Genomic DNA, 15,634 nt, shown 5'->3' with positions numbered 1-15,634 from the left:
GAACTGCGCTTAAGAAAAAGAAACACAAAGTCATGTCGGTAATTGCCAAGCGGGAAATAACAAGATATTCCAAGGAAGTGGCTAAAATCAGCGCGGATAAAAATCCGCTAAAGGAACTAAAAAGATGCGCCCCAATAAGGTAAGTCAAGAACACTCCTACAAGCGCAAAAAATGCCGAAGGAAAGCGTGCGGAAAACTCATTTATGCCAAAAAGTTTAGAGGAAAGAAAAACTAACCAGTAGAAAAGTGGGGGTTTTTTTAAACGAGGCGTGTAGTTAAAATAGGGAATTAAAAAATCTCCCCTCTCCCCCATCTCCCGAGCAACCTCGGCATAGCGTGGCTCATCGGGGTCAAGAAGGGGTAAATTCCCTAATTTATAGAAAAACAAAAAACAACCAACTACTAAGAGAACCAAAAAATAAAATATTTTATTTCTAAACACTTTTTTACTAAACTCTAAACCCTAAACTCGAAATTCAAAATATTAGGGTTTAGGATTTCGGGTTTGGGATTTCTTTCTTAATTAGTATCAGGTTGCGCACATATATCGCAAGCCCGAGCGCCTGTCCAAGAATAAACACAGGGTCTTTACGATAGAGTGAATAGATGAGAAGTAATGTTCCTCCTAAAAGGCTTAAATACCAGAAGGCAAGAGGAACAGTGCTTCTTCCTTTTTTTTCGGAAACAATCCACTGCACAAAAAAACGCAAGAAAAAACAAAACTGGGCAACAAAACCAAGCACAAGCCAAAAATTTAGCTTCATTCTCACCTCTCTTTTTATATAAACTCCAATTTTTAGGGGTTTGGAGGGATAATTTTGGGGATTTTAAAAAATTTTGTATTCATACCTTATCCAATTCTTTTTCATCCAAAAAACGGCCCAAAGGTCAAGAAAGGGTTTAAGCAGGCGCTTGGAGAATCTGTACTTACTTTTTCCGGAAAAGCGAAAATGGTGTTTCACCTCAATCTGAGCAACTTTAAAACCTTCATACTCTATCAGTAGCGGTAAAAACCGATGCAAACCGTTAAATAACTTTACCCTCTCCAGAGCTTCCCGACGATAAGCTCTCAAGGTGCATCCGATATCAAGGATTCTATCCCCAAGCACAAATCTTCTTAGGGAATTGGCAATGAGCGAAAAAATTTTCTTTAGAAACGGGTCGCGCCGTTTTTTTCTCCAGCCACAAACCACATCAGAATTTTTTAGGGCTTCTAAAAGACGGGGAATATCTTGGGGGTCATTCTGCAAATCTGCATCCATACTGATAATCGTCTCTCCTCTTGCGTTTCTAAATCCGGCATCTAAAGCCGAAGTCTGGCCGCAGTTTCTTCTAAACTTAATGATTTTAACACAAGAGTCTTTACTTTTAAGCTCCCGAAGCACCTCGAAACTCTTATCCTCTGAACCATCGTCGATAAAAATAATCTCGTATTCCTTCCCTAAAAAACTAAGCACCGCTTTTAACCGCTCATAGAGAGGAAAGATATTTTTTTCTTCGTTGTAAAGAGGAATAATTATCGATAACATAGTTAAACTCGAAACTCTAAACTCGAAACACTAATTTAAAAACTCGAAACTCTAATGAAAAATTAATATTCTTTTATTGCTTGGATTTATGAATTATTGCGCCAAAAATCTTCATCAACTCAGATGCCTCGTTAAGCAACGCTTCTTTTTCTAAAATTCCCTTATCTTTAGGTTCAGTTAATTCAAACCAGTATTTAGCCTCTTTAGCTTCTTTACGGCATATTTTAATTCTCATTATAAAATCTTTCCTACTCAATGCTTCTTCTGCTTCAATATAATTTGACCCCCAGAACCTGAAGCTCTAATAAGCTGTTTCGCGTATTCTAAGTTGGTCAAAGTCCTGGGAAGATTCTTAACATACTCCCTTACCATCTGGGCGAACTTTTTTGTTCGCTCTTCTAAGTCAAAAACATTGGGATTCCTTTCCTCTACCATTTAGAGTTTTGAGTTTAGGATTTAGAGTTTTTTATTTTAGGCTGACCATTGCCAAGCTTCAAAATCAGGAGTAGGCAGAACGAGTTTCAAGGCTCCCTGAGGAGGAATCTCCTCTAAGATATGCTCATTATCTTGTATCATGAGACTGATTCTGGTTTCCTCGCCGTGGCCAAGACCTAAATTGAGATAGTTAAATTTTATCTCCATTATTTTTACAAAAGCAGCCTTGTTGGGTAAAGGAAATTCCTGCCAGATCTCAGACTGTTTCTGCCAAGTGCGCACCGCAAGAGAGAATGACTTCTCCAGAGGAATTTCCAGTTTTGCCTCCTTGGGGAAAATGTTAATAAAGAGTTTTAAGGTTTTTTCCTCGGGGGGAAGATCTAAATCAAGCCGTAAAAAAATATCCTCTAAATTAAAGCCAAACCAGACTTTTTTAACTAAAGAACTTACCTTATGCATATTTGTTCCGGTTTGGGTTAAATCCAGAAAACCCGCTCCCACCCATTCATAATAATTGTTAACCTCGCCGTCAATTTGGGGATGGATTAAAGCGGTGGGTTCAAGGTAGCGACTGAGACGCTGGGTAAGGATAGGAACTTTCAAAAACTCAGGAATTTCTCTACCCAAAGTAATATAGACATTGGCTAAGTGGGTGCGGTAGATTTTATCAAACTCCTCGTTGTTCACCGAGACGTGTTCCGGTCCATACCACCAATTCCAATCGCTTCCTTCGGCGGCATAGATATTCTGCCAAGCAAGTTTTGCCTCGGGAGAATCTTTAACTTGGGGGTTATTTTTCAAGAATTCTACGAGGTTCTTACGCGTTCGGAAAAGATAATCCCAGGAGAGATTCTTCTCCTCCTGGCCAATCCAGATGGAAAAATTTCCGTTAATCCAGGAACCCGCAAAGAGTCTTCCGATATTTTCCTTAGGAGGATTGGCGCTTAAGAAACCACTGATAGTAGTAGAGACAATTTCTCCTTCTTCTTCCGAGAGTCGGGTATAGAGCAAGTTAAGAAAGTCCCAGCCATCGCGCTGATAATACTCCCAAGCATTCTCCCCATCTAAGATGATAGGGAGAAGATAGTTTCTGTTTTTGGGAAGAGTGTCTCTAATTTTCCTCAGCCGTCCCAAGAAATCCTCAACTGCATCCTTATGATTCCAGTGATGATAGACAAAACCAATTAAGTCCGAAAGGGTATGGTTGCGAAAAACAATGTTTAATCTCCCTTGGTTGCGCTCTAAAAGATAGGGCTGATACAGAAGCTCATCGGACTTGGCATGCTTTAAAGAACGCCAGAGAATTTCCTCATCGGAGGCAATCCAGTTTATCCCTGCCTTCATCAGAAAGGGTAAAATCGCTTCGGAAACCGATCCTTCTGATGGCCACATCCCTTGAGGTCTTTTGCCAAAATAGCCTCTATACTTCTCTACCGCACTTTCAATCTGCCAAGTTAAATCTTCAGGAAATTGAATGCGCTGTGAAGGAAGAGGTATATTGGGGAGGGCTTCGCGACTTGCATCAGAATCTAAAATTAAGGGCATAATCGGATGGTAATAAGGGGTTACGCTTATTTCAATTTGGCCTGTCTCCTCTAATGCTTTGTATTTGGGAAGAATTTGTTTTAAAATTTCGATCTGTTTTTCCAGAACCAAATTCTTCTCTTCTTCGGTAAAACGCTTGCCTTTATTAACTAACTCCTTCAACTCAGGGATATGCTCTTTAAAATAGGGGTCAAACCAAGAGAGATTAAACCAAGTGATTAGGTCGCGAAAGTCCTGGAGAGTAAAATTCTTTAAAGCGCGGGAAACATCGCGGGAATTCAAGAATTCTCCCCGTTTGTTAAGTAATTCACTGTAACGGGGATAGGGCTTAAGCATGGTGTGCCAGTTAAGGGTGAAAAATTTGGAGAGAATAAAGATTTTGTCTTCGGTAGTTAACTCCTCGGCGTTTTTGCGGGAAATTTCTAAATAAACATCTTTAACCGTTCCTTGGGTATAACCTTCAAGCTGGTCAATCAACGAAGGCACTAAATTGAAATTGGCTTTAATCTTGGGGTAGCGCTCCAGTATAATAAGCATATCCAAGTAATCCTTAATTCCATGAAGTCTTACCCAAGGAAGGTAAACTTCACCGGTCAAGAGGTTCCGGTAGTAAGGTTGATGCATGTGCCAGAGAAAAGCCAAATAAAGCATCTCCCCTCCAAAAAGGGTCAGTTATTAAAAGGGGTCATTATTAAAAGGGGTCATTAAAAGGGGTCAGACCCCTTTTAATTTTTTCGATAAAGCTGGCTGTGGCAAGAAAACGTTGATATTTAAGATGCTTCTTTAACCAGTCTTCTTTTCTATCTAGTTCCTTAATTCCTTCCAACACAAACAATTTATAGGCAACTCTTTTCTCTTCTTCGTCTTTGAAATTAAATAAATCTAAAATGAAATTTGTATCTACTAATAAATCTCTTTTCTCTCCAGTATAAATATTAAAACTTGTCCATTTATAAGCTTCGGGAGATTTAGCCAACCCTGCTTTTACAGGGTTTAAATGAAGATAACGAGAAAGTTCTAAAAGATAAGATTCCTTCTCTACTAAGATACTTTTAAACCTCCCTTGAAATAAATGACCGACGCGATTATATTTCTTGTTGAAATATATTGCGTAACTTCCTCCAATAAATTTCATAATTTCAGAAATAGGGTTTTCGTTGGGAGTTTCAAGAATAAGGTGAATATGATTAGGCATTAACACATACCCATAAACAAGAACACCAAATTCTTTCTTTGCCTCTAAAAGAAGTTTAAGGTAATGCCAGTAATCCTTATCATCTAAGAAAATCTCTTGTTGGTTATTACCTCTTTGAATAATATGAAATACTGCGCCTGGAAAATATACACGTGGTGCACGAGGCATAGATATTATTATAAAAAATAAAAAGCAAAAATTGCAAGTGAAAAATCAACTAAAAAAGGGACAGGCAAAAAGGGGTCTGGCCCCTTTTAAACAAGAACCCCGCCCTCATTGTACTTGGGGGCGGGGTCTTTTTAAAACCACCAGAGAAGCTAAACCCGCTTAGAAGACCACCTTGACCGAACCGATGATGGAAGTAGCGGTATCATCGTTGGCTTTCTCACCATTACCGTCCTTACCCTTAAGTGCCTTACCCGGGAAGAACCAACCAGCAGTTAAACCAAAACTCACATCTTCAGTATAGTTGTAGGTCAGGCCTAAGTCAATTTCGTCTCCTAAGGCTTTGCTCTTGTTCATATAAACGGTTCCAAGAGTGGTACCTGAATCTGTATATCCATCATACGAACTGTCATCAGCGCTTACCAAGGCCTTGACTAAACGATAGTTGTAGTAATTAGCGGATAAAGTAACATCCTTGATTGGTTTTACCGAACCATAAGCCTTGATAATGGAGGCATTAGAAGTTACCCCATTGTTCACACCGGCAAGGATGTAATCGGCAATAATTCCTTGGGTCTGGTCTTCATACATGGGATTCCATGCCTTGTATTTGCCAGTGGTTACTGCCGGGTCTTGACCCGAACGATAGGAATAACCTAAACCAATGCCCGGGGTATATTCATTATCCCAGACATAACCGCCGTCTAAGTCCAGAGCCCAAGCTCTTTGCTTTCTTTCCGTCCCACCGGCTTCCCGTGCTTTACCAAACTGATAGGCAACTTCACCGGTAAGGGTTAAGCCCTTAACTGGCTCAAGTCCACCACGCAAACCGAGAGTATAAATGTCGCCACTGGGAGATAAACCAGTAAGAGTTGTATCTGTAGATTCGGTATCAGCATCCTTCACAAAAAGGTATCCTTCCACTACCGAATTGTATTGTCCCACATTGTAGGCAACATTTACCCCATAAAGGTCCTCATCTTCTACCCCATTATTAGTAGAACCAGTTTGGTCTACTTCGTTAATCTTGGCGAGGATTAAATCAATAGTAAAGGGTGAATAGTCTAAGGTGGCACGAATGGCATCAAAGGCTTTGCGGGCACTTAAGTCCTCAGCAATGGTCCCATCAAGAGCGGTGGAACCTACTGCCGCATTGGTGTCCGGATCACCCACAACCAGACCTGAACCAAACTTTAAATTCTGACGACCAATGGTTAAGGTCAAAGGACAATAGAGGAACTCTTTTAGGGTGATATAGGCTAAATCTAAATTCATACTTGTGTCATCCGAGCAAGAGTCTTCTACATCCCAGACTCTTTCATTAAGCAACCTGATGGTTGCTCCGACATTGTCGGTGAGGTCAGCATCAATTCTTACTCTGGCGATGGATGCGTAAAAGGCATTGTCATCATATTCGGATTCGGAGCCATCGCCCTTTCGGCTATCCAAATCATACTCATCGCGGTAGATGCCATAAACGGTAATATCTCCGCTGACCTTAACATTCTGGACTTCAGCAAATGCGGGCAGACAAATTCCGCCGACAATTACTAAAGCCAAAATTAAGGTTAATTTTTTACTCATTTTTTTTCTCCCTCCTATTGTGTTCTCTTACTTAAACCAGATTAATTTTTTTCTGGAAAAATCTTCTGTTTCAACTTATATATCTTTATCACCGTTTGAGAGATAACTTCTTGGCGTTTCTTAGTTTCCCCTCCTTTCCTGCCGGGATTTGAAGTTATCCACGGTGGTAAAGCCCATTACTTAAACTCAAAACTCGAAACCCTAAATCCGAAATTCTTCTAAAAAGAACGAATTTTATTGGTTATAAATATAACAAAAAGACGGGGGGTTGTCAAGAAAAAAATGCATTCTATTTCACCATCTTCATCATATCAAACATCGGTAAGAATAAAGATAAAGCGGTGAAGCCCACAATTACTCCCATAAAGACAATTAAAAGCGGTTCAATGGCAGTAGTAAGGTTCTTTAAGGCGTATTCTACTTCGGTTTCGTAAGAACGGGAAACCTCATTAAGCATATCGGAAATAGAACCGGTTTCTTCGCCTACGGCAATCATCTGCACCATCATCGGCGGAAATTCCTTGTGTTGGCTCATTGGTTTGGCAAGGGATTTTCCTTCGCGTACATCTTCGTGAATCTTGCGGATAATTTTGATCAACACGGAATTGGGTATTCCGCGTTCAACAATCTCTAACGAGCGTAAAATAGGCACACCACTGGCATAGAGGGTAGCGAGCGTCCGCGTAAAGCGGCTTAAGACAATCTTTTTAATTAAATTCCCCATTAAAGGCAAGGAAAGCATTAATTTGTCAGTGGTATAACGACCGATTTCTGTCTTGCGGTAGCGCTTAAGCAGATAGAGCCCGATAAAAACTACCGCCAGCCAGAGAATCCAGAGTTTTTTGGCTAAATTGCTGAACATAAAGAGCAGTTGGGTGGGAAGAGGAAGGGTGATTCCTGCCTGCTGGAAAATAGTAATAAACTTGGGAAAGACAAAGGTGGTAAGAAAGCCCACCACGCCAATGACAATAACGATAATAATTACGGGGTAAGTGAGTGCGGATTTTATTTTAGCACGGGTCTCTTCATCACGTTCCATAATAAAAACAATGCGGTTTAAGACCTCTTCTAAGGTTCCCGTTGCCTCCCCTACTTCAACCATACTTGTATAGAGCTGGTTAAAAATCGCGGGATATTTAGCCAGAGCTTTGGAAAATAAAGAACCTTCTTTGACTAAGCGGGTAATGTCTTTAATGACGGTTTTTAATTTAAGATTCTCGGTCTGCTCACCAATGGTGCTTAAAGCATCAAGAAAGGCAACGCCAGCATGAAGCATAGTCGCCAGTTGACGGGTAAAGACAATGAGGTCGCGGGGTTTGACTTTTTTTAGGAAATTTAAAGAAAAGGAGGGTTGGGTTTTAAAGATAAGCTCTTCTTTCTCTTCAATATCAATGACAAAATAGCCGCTGGCGCTTAAATTCTTAAATAACTGTTCCTGTGAAACCGCCTCAGTAGTTTTTTCGATGAGTTTTCCCTGTTCGTCACGGGCACGGTAGAAATATTTAGGCATTCCCTTTATCTCATTACCTATTTAACCATTTAACTAATCTTACCCAATCACCACTTCTTCCTCCTGAGTAACGCGCAAAACTTCCTCTAAAGTGGTAATGCCGGAAATGGCTTTCCTTATACCATCATCGCGTAAGGTTTCCATTCCTTGTTTGATAGCCACACGGCGAATATCGCGACTGGTGGCTTTAGCCACGACCAGTTCGGCAATTTCTTCATGCATCAACAAAAGTTCAAAAATGCCGGTTCGTCCCAAATAACCGGTCTGGCGACAACTGAGACAACCTTTTCCCCGAAAGAATTTTAAATCTCCCTCTTTCTTAATCCCCAACTGTTCAAATAAAGAAGCAGGAGGTTTGTACTCTTCTTTGCAATCGGGACAAATCATCCGCACCAAGCGTTGTGCCAAAACGCCAATTACCGAGGAAGAAACCAAAAACGGCTCAACGCCCATATCAATTAAGCGGGTTAAGGCACCGGGAGCGTCGTTGGTGTGTAAGGTAGAGAAAACCAGATGCCCGGTAAGAGCGGCGTGAACCGCAATCTCAGCGGTCTCTTTATCGCGAATCTCACCCACCATAATGATGTTTGGGTCTTGTCTTAAGAAGGCGCGCAAACCAGAAGCAAAGGTAAGCCCGGCTTTGGGATTAATCTGCACCTGATTTACCCCGGGAAGGGGAAATTCAATAGGGTCTTCAATGGTAATAATGTTTTTCTCAATGGAGTTAATTTTGTTTAAGGAAGCATAGAGGGTAGAAGTTTTACCACAACCAGTAGGACCAGTAACGAGAATTATCCCGTGGGGACGGGAAATAAGTTTCTCATACTTTTCCCAAGTCTCGGGCTGAAAGCCGAGTTTGGTTAAATCAACATAGACACGGCTTGTATCAATAATGCGCATCACTACTTTTTCACCGTGTAAAGTAGGAAGCGTTGCCACACGCATATCCACTTCATCACTCCCAATTCTCACCTTGATTCTTCCATCTTGAGGAATCCTTCTCTCGGCAATGTCTAATTTGGACATAATCTTAATCCGCGAAACTACGGGAAGTTCGGTCTCTTTGGGAAGCTTTGCCCCTTCCTGGAGAACCCCATCGACGCGGTAACGCACGCGCACATGCTTTTCGTGGGGTTCAATATGAATGTCGGAAGAGTGGAGTTTTATGCCCGTGGCAAGCACAGTATTTACTAAATTAACAATGGGTGCCTGTTGAGCAGCCTCTTCAATGGCGGTAACATCCTTTTTCTCCTCCTCCAGTTCCACTTCTTCTGCCTTAAACTCGGCTTTCTGTTCTAAATCGCTAATAATCTTATCCACAGGGCTGTAATGGCCATAGTATTTATCAATGGCCTGGATAATCTGACGCTCATAACTGACAAGAGTCTCAATGCGATAGCCGGTCTGCTTTGCCAACTCGTCAATGGCATTGATGTCAAAGGGGTCAGCCATCACAATTTTTAACACGCCGTTTTCAAGTTTTAAGGGAATGAGTTTATATTTAAGGCAGAAATCTTCTTTTACTGCCGAAATTGCTTCCTTATCTATCTTTTCATTATCTAAATCAACGAGGGGAAGATTGAGTTGTTGGGCAAGGGAAATGGCAAGTTGTTTCTCGGTAATAAAACCAGATTTAAGAAGAATCTGGCCTAAACGCGCCCCGCTTTTCTTCTGTTCCTCAAGGGCAGTTTGAAGCTGTTCACGACTAAGGAAACCTTTTTCTAAAAGAATCTCTCCTAATAATTTCTTTTCCATCGCGAAAATGGTTAACTGTGTTATTTAGAAACTAACTGTCTTATTTATATTTATGTGATTATTATAATTTTAAAAAGAATTTCTGTCAAGTAGAAAGCACCAAGAAATTATCTTTTTTTAATAGGAAACTTTATTTTTTAATCCCCCACTTATCCAAAGGCGCTTTCCTTTTGGACTCTTACTAATAATCACTGCTTCCGCGGAAAAGGTTTTTAAAAGTGCGCTTCCCTGTTCTTTTCCTAAAACAAAAATAGCCGTGGCTAAAGCATCAGCAGTAAGGCAGTCAGAAGCAACAACGGTCACACTTAAAACATCGTTTTCTACGGGATATCCAGTACGTGGGTCAATAATGTGGCCGAGTTTCTTTCCCTTAAATTCGCGGAAATTCTCATACTGGCCAGAGGTGGCAATGGCTTTATTTCTTACTTTTAAGGTGGCGATAAGTTTCTCTTTTGCTTGAGGGTCTTGGATGCCGATTTTCCATACTTTAGCTGTTCTTCCTTCACTGAGACAGAAAATATCTCCTCCCAAATTGACCAAGGCATTTTTTATTTCCTCTTTTTTTAAAACGGCAACTGCTCTATCCACAATGTATCCCTTGGCAAGTCCACCCAAATCAATCTTCATTGAGGGATTTTTTAAAATAACACTTCCTGTATCCTCTGCCAAGATAATTTTATCTTGCCCCACAAGAGCAAGTGTTTCTTTAATTAATTCCCCAGACGGTGGAGAAAAACTCTCTTTCTCTTTTTGATAGAATCCCCAGATTGCCAATAAAGGAGCAACCGTAACCTCAAAGGCACCTTGGGTTTTTTGAGAGATTTCCTTGGCTTTTTTAAGCACCTCAAGTGTTTCTTTCTTTACGCCTACCGGCTTGCCTTGGGCATTATTGAGGAAACTGATATCGGATTCGGCTTTAAAAAAGGAAAGGATCTCTTCTAAATTTTTTATCTCTCTGAAGGCTTTATCTATCCCCTTTTTACAGGAATCTTTTTCACCAAAACAGGTAATTTCGCCAAAAGTTCCTAAAACCATCTCCTCTCTCTTAAAAACCTCTTTTTGGGGAGAACACCCAGAGAGAAAAAGAGAAATAAGAAAAAAAAGTATGCTCATTTCAATTTACTGAGATGAAAAGAGAGGTTCTCCAGTTCCATCGACAAATCTACATTTCTCAAGATAATCGCCGAGGAGAGATTTATCCTTACCGGAGCAAAATTGAGAATTGCTTTTATCCCTGCCTTTACCGCTTTTTCGGCGGTCTCCTGAGCGTAATCAGCAGGCACAGCGAGTATCGCGATATCAAATTTCTCTTCTTTAGCAGAGTTGATTAAATTCTTGATATTCTCAATCTTTATCCCGTTAAGCTTCTTTCCAATTTTCCTCGGGTCGGCATCAAAAACCGCTTTGATGAAAAATCCCCGTTCACGAAAACCGCGGTAAGAAAAAAGGGCTCTACCCAAATTCCCTGCTCCGATTAAAGCCACTTTCCAGCGATGGGTATCAATGCCTAAAATCTTACGAATATTCTTTACAAGGATATTGGTGCGATAACCCAATCTACTTTTACCAAATTTACCAAAATAACTTAGATCGCGCCTTATCTGATGGGAACTTATCCCCGTCTTAACACTTAAGACAAAAGAGGAAATGTATTCTTTTCCTTCTTTTTCCAGACGCTCTAAGGCGCGCAAGTATAAAGAAAGTCTATAGATGGTCGTTTGAGGAATAGTGTGTTTAGGCATAAGGAAACGTTACTCTTTGAGAAAAGCAAAGATTTTATCAATGTCTATATACCGCTCAATAAGATTTCTTACCTGTTTAATCTTTTCTTTATCTTCAGGTCTTAACTTTACGGTTAGGTCGTGAATCCGAGAGGCAACCGCATAGGTATCTTCAGGAGAAATCAACAGAGGAATCTTTGCCAGACGCAGAAGTCTCAAGATTCTCCGATGGGGCATAAGGTTTCCCGTAAGAAGCACTCCAGAAATGACCTTTCCCCGCTCTCTACCAGTAAGATGAAAACTCATCGCCGAGAGGATAATGTCTTCACGGTCACCGGGAGTAATAATCAAAGAACCATCCTCAAAGTAATTTAACGCCTCATGGGGTTCCATTGCTCCCACCACAATCTTTTTGACCAAATTGTCCAGATTGCCCGAGGAATTTAAGAATTTTAGGCGCAGTTCTTCAGCAATCTGGCGCACTGTGGGAGCGGTAAGCATTTTGTTGTAGGGAACAACTCCCAAAAGTTCAATTCCTTTCTTTCGCAATCCCAGACTGACTAAACGGCGCACCTTTTTATATTTTTCGCGCAGAACCTTGTTTATTACCACTCCCAGAATTTCAATTCCCTCGCGTTCAAAAAGGGCGTTATTCAAGAGAATTTCATCAATGGGCTTACCCACACCGCCAGAAGAAATGAGAATGACCGGCGCTTCCAACATCTTCGCCACCCGAGCATTGGAAAGGTCAAAACAAGAACCCACCCCGGCGTGGCCTGTGCCCTCAATGATTATTAAGTCATTATCTTGATCTTGGGATAATTTTTCAAAAGCTCTAAAAATTCTTTTCTCTAAACTCTCTTTTTTCCCACGTAAAATGTAGCGCTCAGTAAAACCCCGTTCTACCGCAATAGGATTCATATCTTTGATACAACAGCGATAGCCAAACACTTTCTCCATAAGCACCGAATCTTCATCCACTTTATATCCATCTTCTAAAAGGTAGCGCTGACCTACGGGTTTAATAAACCCAATCTTCTTGAATCTCCTTCTTAAAGCAGAAATAAGTCCCAAGGCAATGGTCGTCTTACCATCGTTCTGCATGGTAGCAGCAATAAATAAGCGTTTTACATTTCTTTTATCTTTAGCCATCAATTAACCTTTAAATTATAACTTGATTCAAGGGTTTTTATTAAAGCAAAAAGCACGCTATTAACGGGGGTGGGAATGTTTAGTCTTCTTCCTTCCCGCACCAGCACACCGTTGATAAAATCAATCTCTGTTCTCCTCTGATGCAAAACATCTTGAAGCATCGAGGAGATGTTTGAGTAAGTCTTTTTACACACCTCCTCTACTTCTTTAAACGGTTGGCTGTAAAATAAACGGATTTTCTTTTTTTTCACAATGCGATAAGCCTCACCAACAACCTCTTGCATTATCTGGCGGGTAAAAGGAAAATCTAAAAGCCTTCCATTGGGCAATTTGGTAATCGCCGTTAAGGGATTGATTGCGGAATTGATGATTAACTTTGACCAGAGAAGGCTTTCAACATTTGTGGTCAATTTGGTTTTAAAACCTGCCTTATGGAAAGCATCTACAATCTGCTCTAATTTTACTTTTTGATACTTGCTCTTTACTATCGGACCGATGATTGTTTCTCCTTTTCCCGCATGGCGAATATGTCCGATATCCATAAAAGTTGCTCCTTGGGCGGTAACGCCGGCGAGAATTTGCGGGCAGGGAACATATTGGGAAATTGTCTCCACATTACCCAAACCATTCTGTAAAGTAAGCACGAAAGTTTGGGGAGAGAGAAAGTAATAAATATTTCTTATGGCGAATTCGGTAGCGTAAGCTTTGGTAGCAATGAGCACCAAATCTGCCTCTTTAACAATTTTGGGGATATGTGTTACCTTTATCTTATTTATTCTAAAATTGCTTAAACCCTCAACCCGAATACCCTTCTTTGCAAAAACCGCTGTTCTCTTTTTATCCTTATCCAGAAAGCAAACCTCTTCACCTGCCTTTAAGAAGAAAGCACCAAATAGACAACCTATGGCACCCGGACCGACAATCACTATTTTCATATCTGGGTAGAGTCAGGGATTAACGCATTTTTGGGAATAATCACGATGCCATCGCGAATATAGTAGTTTTCACTATCAAAATGTTTTATGCCTTCGAGGTTCTTGATAACTACTCTTTTACCAATGCGGGCATTTTTATCCACGATAACCCTCTCTAAAACCGAACCCTCTCCGATACCCAAGGGAATAATTCCCCGGCTACTCTCTCTTTCATAATAATCTGCACCCATTACAATCGATTCTTTAAGCGTTACTTTCTTATTGATTACGCTACGCAGTCCGATAACTGATTTCTCAATGTGTGCTCCCTGGATTAAACAGCCTTCGGTAATGAGAGAATTTACAATTTGAGAGTCTATAATTTTTGCCGGCGGAAGAAAACGGGGATGGGTAAAAACTTTTCTTTCTTCAGAGAAGAAATCAAATTTGGGATTTACTTCAGTAAGGGCGATGTTTTCTTCATAAAATGACTTTATCGTTCCGATGTCTCGCCAGTAACCGTCAAAAATAAAACCGTATGCCTTATATCTTTTTATCGCTTCGGGTATAACCTGCATACCAAAATCCACGGCGCTTGTATAGGCAAGAATCTTTTTTAAAACGTCTGCTTTAAAAACATAAACTCCCATAGAGGCAAGATAAAAATCCTTATCTTTATCTAAGTTAAACTTTTCTTTCCATTCTCCGCAGAGACTCATACTCTTGGGCATTTCTTTGCGCGAAGGTTTCTCTTTGAACTCGCTTAAGCGCATCTGCTTATCAAGTTTAATAATTCCAAACTCCTCTATGATATGGGCAGGAATAATTACTGTGGAAACGGTAAAGTCAGCGTTTTTCTCACGGTGAAAGGCGATTATCTCGTGATAATCCATCTTGTAGAGATGGTCACCGGAAAGAATGAGCACATCATCATTGTCTTCCAGATTGAGATGGTTTATATTCTTTTTTACAGCATCGGCAGTCCCCTGAAACCATTCTCTATTTTGGATGGTCTGTTCAGCAGCAAGAATCTCGACAAAGGTCTGGGTAAAATAGTCAAAGCGGTAGGTGTGATTAATATGGTGATTTAAGGAAGCGGAATTGAACTGGGTAAGCACAAAGATATTGCGGATATTGGAGTTGATACAGTTACTTAAGGAAATGTCAATAAGCCGATATTTACCAGCAATGGGAACTGCGGGCTTTGAACGGTCACGGGTTAGGGGAAAAAGTCTTTTCCCTTGTCCTCCTCCTAAAATTAATGCTTTTACTCTTCTCATTTTCCGCCTATTTTGAGGTCTATTTTTTTGGTACGAATTTTCGCGCATTCCCAAGCATATTCATAGAGATGAAGCCCTTTGGAACAGGCAATAATCTCTCCGTTCTCTACCCCGATTTCCTGCGCCATATATTGCTTAACCAGTTCCAAACCGCCCAGATTAGAAGGAAATCCTCCCCAGAGATCCCAAGAACGAAAGTAGAGCATAAAATGCAACTTTCCATAACGCAGGCGGGTATCAATGAGCCGTAAACAAGGTGGGTCGAGGAGTTTTATATCTGAAGGCATTCCAATTTCCATAATCGCCTGATTCGTGCCTTCTCCTTGGGTTTTATAGATATTGATAACCTCTTCTATCTGATTACAATTTAAAGGCATCTCCTTGACCATTCTCTTGCCATTAACCGTTTCTTCAGTTCTTACCTTTGGTTCAACCAGACGTTCTCCATAGGTATAATCCTCGGTTGAGGTCTTGGCACCGGTAAGTAAATAACTCAGATAACTCTGGATATATTCCATACTGGTAGGAGCAGGAATTCCACAACCTTCAGGCATAAGGGGAATAATCTGGTGCTCGGGCTTGCGCACCCTAACTGTAACAAAATCAAATTCTAATCTTCGCTGTCCTTGGTAACTTCCTCGAGTAATCGTGTAGATATAACCCTGCTCTAAAATCTGGGAGAGGCATTGAAACCAGGCGTCGTCTAAATCAAAAGCATCAATGTAAACGGGCTTTAAGAAATCGTTTTGGGACATTACTTTTTAAACTCTAAACTCGAAACTCTAAATTCAAAAGTGGGGTTAATCTCGTTACGCGCAAAACAAACATCACCAGATAACAAACTTTTAG

The 15,634-nt window shown here is 40.6% G+C and carries 16 protein-coding genes; all 16 read right to left on the bottom strand.

Going from position 1 to position 15,634, the window contains the following annotated elements; translation table 11 throughout:
* A partial coding sequence (locus NC818_00920; protein ID MCM8783329.1) for a glycosyltransferase family 39 protein occupies positions 1-415 on the bottom strand: 415 nt, incomplete at its 3' end.
* 76 nt (positions 416-491) lie between these two features.
* Entirely contained in the window at positions 492-764 is a 273-nt protein-coding gene (locus tag NC818_00915) for a lipid-A-disaccharide synthase N-terminal domain-containing protein (GenBank protein MCM8783328.1), read from the bottom strand.
* 63 nt (positions 765-827) lie between these two features.
* Positions 828-1,529 carry a glycosyltransferase family 2 protein gene (locus NC818_00910; protein ID MCM8783327.1) on the bottom strand — a complete coding sequence of 234 codons (702 nt, stop codon included), beginning with the start codon at positions 1,527-1,529 and terminating at the stop codon, positions 828-830.
* Positions 1,530-1,602: 73 nt separating this feature from the next.
* A complete protein-coding gene (locus tag NC818_00905) occupies positions 1,603-1,764 on the bottom strand; it encodes a hypothetical protein (GenBank protein MCM8783326.1) in 162 nt (53 codons plus the stop codon).
* Positions 1,765-1,781: 17 nt separating this feature from the next.
* The gene (locus NC818_00900; protein MCM8783325.1) at positions 1,782-1,964 is read right to left on the bottom strand and encodes a hypothetical protein; all 183 of its coding nucleotides are present in this window, start codon (positions 1,962-1,964) and stop codon (positions 1,782-1,784) included.
* Positions 1,965-2,000: 36 nt separating this feature from the next.
* Positions 2,001-4,160 (bottom strand): glycoside hydrolase family 57 protein, encoded by a 2,160-nt coding sequence (locus NC818_00895; protein ID MCM8783324.1) that lies wholly within the window; start codon positions 4,158-4,160, stop codon positions 2,001-2,003.
* Between the two features lie 40 nt (positions 4,161-4,200).
* Positions 4,201-4,872: a transposase gene (locus NC818_00890; protein MCM8783323.1), complete on the bottom strand. Its 672-nt coding sequence runs from the start codon at positions 4,870-4,872 to the stop codon at positions 4,201-4,203.
* Between the two features lie 159 nt (positions 4,873-5,031).
* A complete protein-coding gene (locus NC818_00885) occupies positions 5,032-6,453 on the bottom strand; it encodes an alginate export family protein (protein MCM8783322.1) in 1,422 nt (473 codons plus the stop codon).
* A gap of 289 nt (positions 6,454-6,742) precedes the next feature.
* Positions 6,743-7,963 (bottom strand): type II secretion system F family protein, encoded by a 1,221-nt coding sequence (locus NC818_00880; protein MCM8783321.1) that lies wholly within the window; start codon positions 7,961-7,963, stop codon positions 6,743-6,745.
* Positions 7,964-8,002: 39 nt separating this feature from the next.
* Positions 8,003-9,718 carry a type IV-A pilus assembly ATPase PilB gene (pilB, locus tag NC818_00875; protein MCM8783320.1) on the bottom strand — a complete coding sequence of 572 codons (1,716 nt, stop codon included), beginning with the start codon at positions 9,716-9,718 and terminating at the stop codon, positions 8,003-8,005.
* A gap of 117 nt (positions 9,719-9,835) precedes the next feature.
* Positions 9,836-10,831: an FAD:protein FMN transferase gene (locus NC818_00870; protein ID MCM8783319.1), complete on the bottom strand. Its 996-nt coding sequence runs from the start codon at positions 10,829-10,831 to the stop codon at positions 9,836-9,838.
* Entirely contained in the window at positions 10,828-11,460 is a 633-nt protein-coding gene (locus tag NC818_00865; GenBank protein ID MCM8783318.1) for a redox-sensing transcriptional repressor Rex, read from the bottom strand. Before NC818_00865 ends, NC818_00870 begins: the two co-directional genes overlap by 4 nt.
* Before the next feature lie 9 nt (positions 11,461-11,469).
* Positions 11,470-12,591, bottom strand: coding sequence for an AAA family ATPase (locus NC818_00860; GenBank protein ID MCM8783317.1), 1,122 nt, complete (start codon positions 12,589-12,591; stop codon positions 11,470-11,472).
* Entirely contained in the window at positions 12,591-13,526 is a 936-nt protein-coding gene (locus NC818_00855) for a 2-dehydropantoate 2-reductase (GenBank protein ID MCM8783316.1), read from the bottom strand. The genes NC818_00860 and NC818_00855 overlap by 1 nt, the downstream gene beginning before the upstream one ends.
* Positions 13,523-14,785 carry a glucose-1-phosphate adenylyltransferase gene (locus NC818_00850; GenBank protein MCM8783315.1) on the bottom strand — a complete coding sequence of 421 codons (1,263 nt, stop codon included), beginning with the start codon at positions 14,783-14,785 and terminating at the stop codon, positions 13,523-13,525. Before NC818_00850 ends, NC818_00855 begins: the two co-directional genes overlap by 4 nt.
* On the bottom strand, positions 14,782-15,540 hold the full coding sequence (locus NC818_00845; protein MCM8783314.1) for a thymidylate synthase: 759 nt from the start codon (positions 15,538-15,540) through the stop codon (positions 14,782-14,784). Before NC818_00845 ends, NC818_00850 begins: the two co-directional genes overlap by 4 nt.
* Positions 15,541-15,634: the final 94 nt, after the last annotated feature.

The organism is Candidatus Omnitrophota bacterium (assembly GCA_023819145.1).
GTDB lineage: Bacteria > Omnitrophota > Gorgyraeia > DTHP01 > DTHP01 > JBFWKV01.
This window is presented reverse-complemented; position numbering and strand designations above follow the sequence as displayed.

Bases quoted from the DNA above. Each gene is read 5' to 3' on its own strand.
- NC818_00915 (MCM8783328.1), bottom strand. From the start codon at position 764: ATGAAGCTAAATTTTTGGCTTGTGCTTGGTTTTGTTGCCCAGTTTTGT.
- NC818_00910 (MCM8783327.1), bottom strand. From the start codon at position 1,529: ATGTTATCGATAATTATTCCTCTTTACAACGAAGAAAAAAATATCTTT.
- NC818_00905 (MCM8783326.1), bottom strand. From the start codon at position 1,764: ATGAGAATTAAAATATGCCGTAAAGAAGCTAAAGAGGCTAAATACTGG.
- NC818_00900 (MCM8783325.1), bottom strand. From the start codon at position 1,964: ATGGTAGAGGAAAGGAATCCCAATGTTTTTGACTTAGAAGAGCGAACA.
- NC818_00895 (MCM8783324.1), bottom strand. From the start codon at position 4,160: ATGCTTTATTTGGCTTTTCTCTGGCACATGCATCAACCTTACTACCGG.
- NC818_00890 (MCM8783323.1), bottom strand. From the start codon at position 4,872: ATGCCTCGTGCACCACGTGTATATTTTCCAGGCGCAGTATTTCATATT.
- NC818_00885 (MCM8783322.1), bottom strand. From the start codon at position 6,453: ATGAGTAAAAAATTAACCTTAATTTTGGCTTTAGTAATTGTCGGCGGA.
- NC818_00880 (MCM8783321.1), bottom strand. From the start codon at position 7,963: ATGCCTAAATATTTCTACCGTGCCCGTGACGAACAGGGAAAACTCATC.
- pilB (MCM8783320.1), bottom strand. From the start codon at position 9,718: ATGGAAAAGAAATTATTAGGAGAGATTCTTTTAGAAAAAGGTTTCCTT.
- NC818_00870 (MCM8783319.1), bottom strand. From the start codon at position 10,831: ATGAGCATACTTTTTTTTCTTATTTCTCTTTTTCTCTCTGGGTGTTCT.
- NC818_00865 (MCM8783318.1), bottom strand. From the start codon at position 11,460: ATGCCTAAACACACTATTCCTCAAACGACCATCTATAGACTTTCTTTA.
- NC818_00860 (MCM8783317.1), bottom strand. From the start codon at position 12,591: ATGGCTAAAGATAAAAGAAATGTAAAACGCTTATTTATTGCTGCTACC.
- NC818_00855 (MCM8783316.1), bottom strand. From the start codon at position 13,526: ATGAAAATAGTGATTGTCGGTCCGGGTGCCATAGGTTGTCTATTTGGT.
- NC818_00850 (MCM8783315.1), bottom strand. From the start codon at position 14,785: ATGAGAAGAGTAAAAGCATTAATTTTAGGAGGAGGACAAGGGAAAAGA.
- NC818_00845 (MCM8783314.1), bottom strand. From the start codon at position 15,540: ATGTCCCAAAACGATTTCTTAAAGCCCGTTTACATTGATGCTTTTGAT.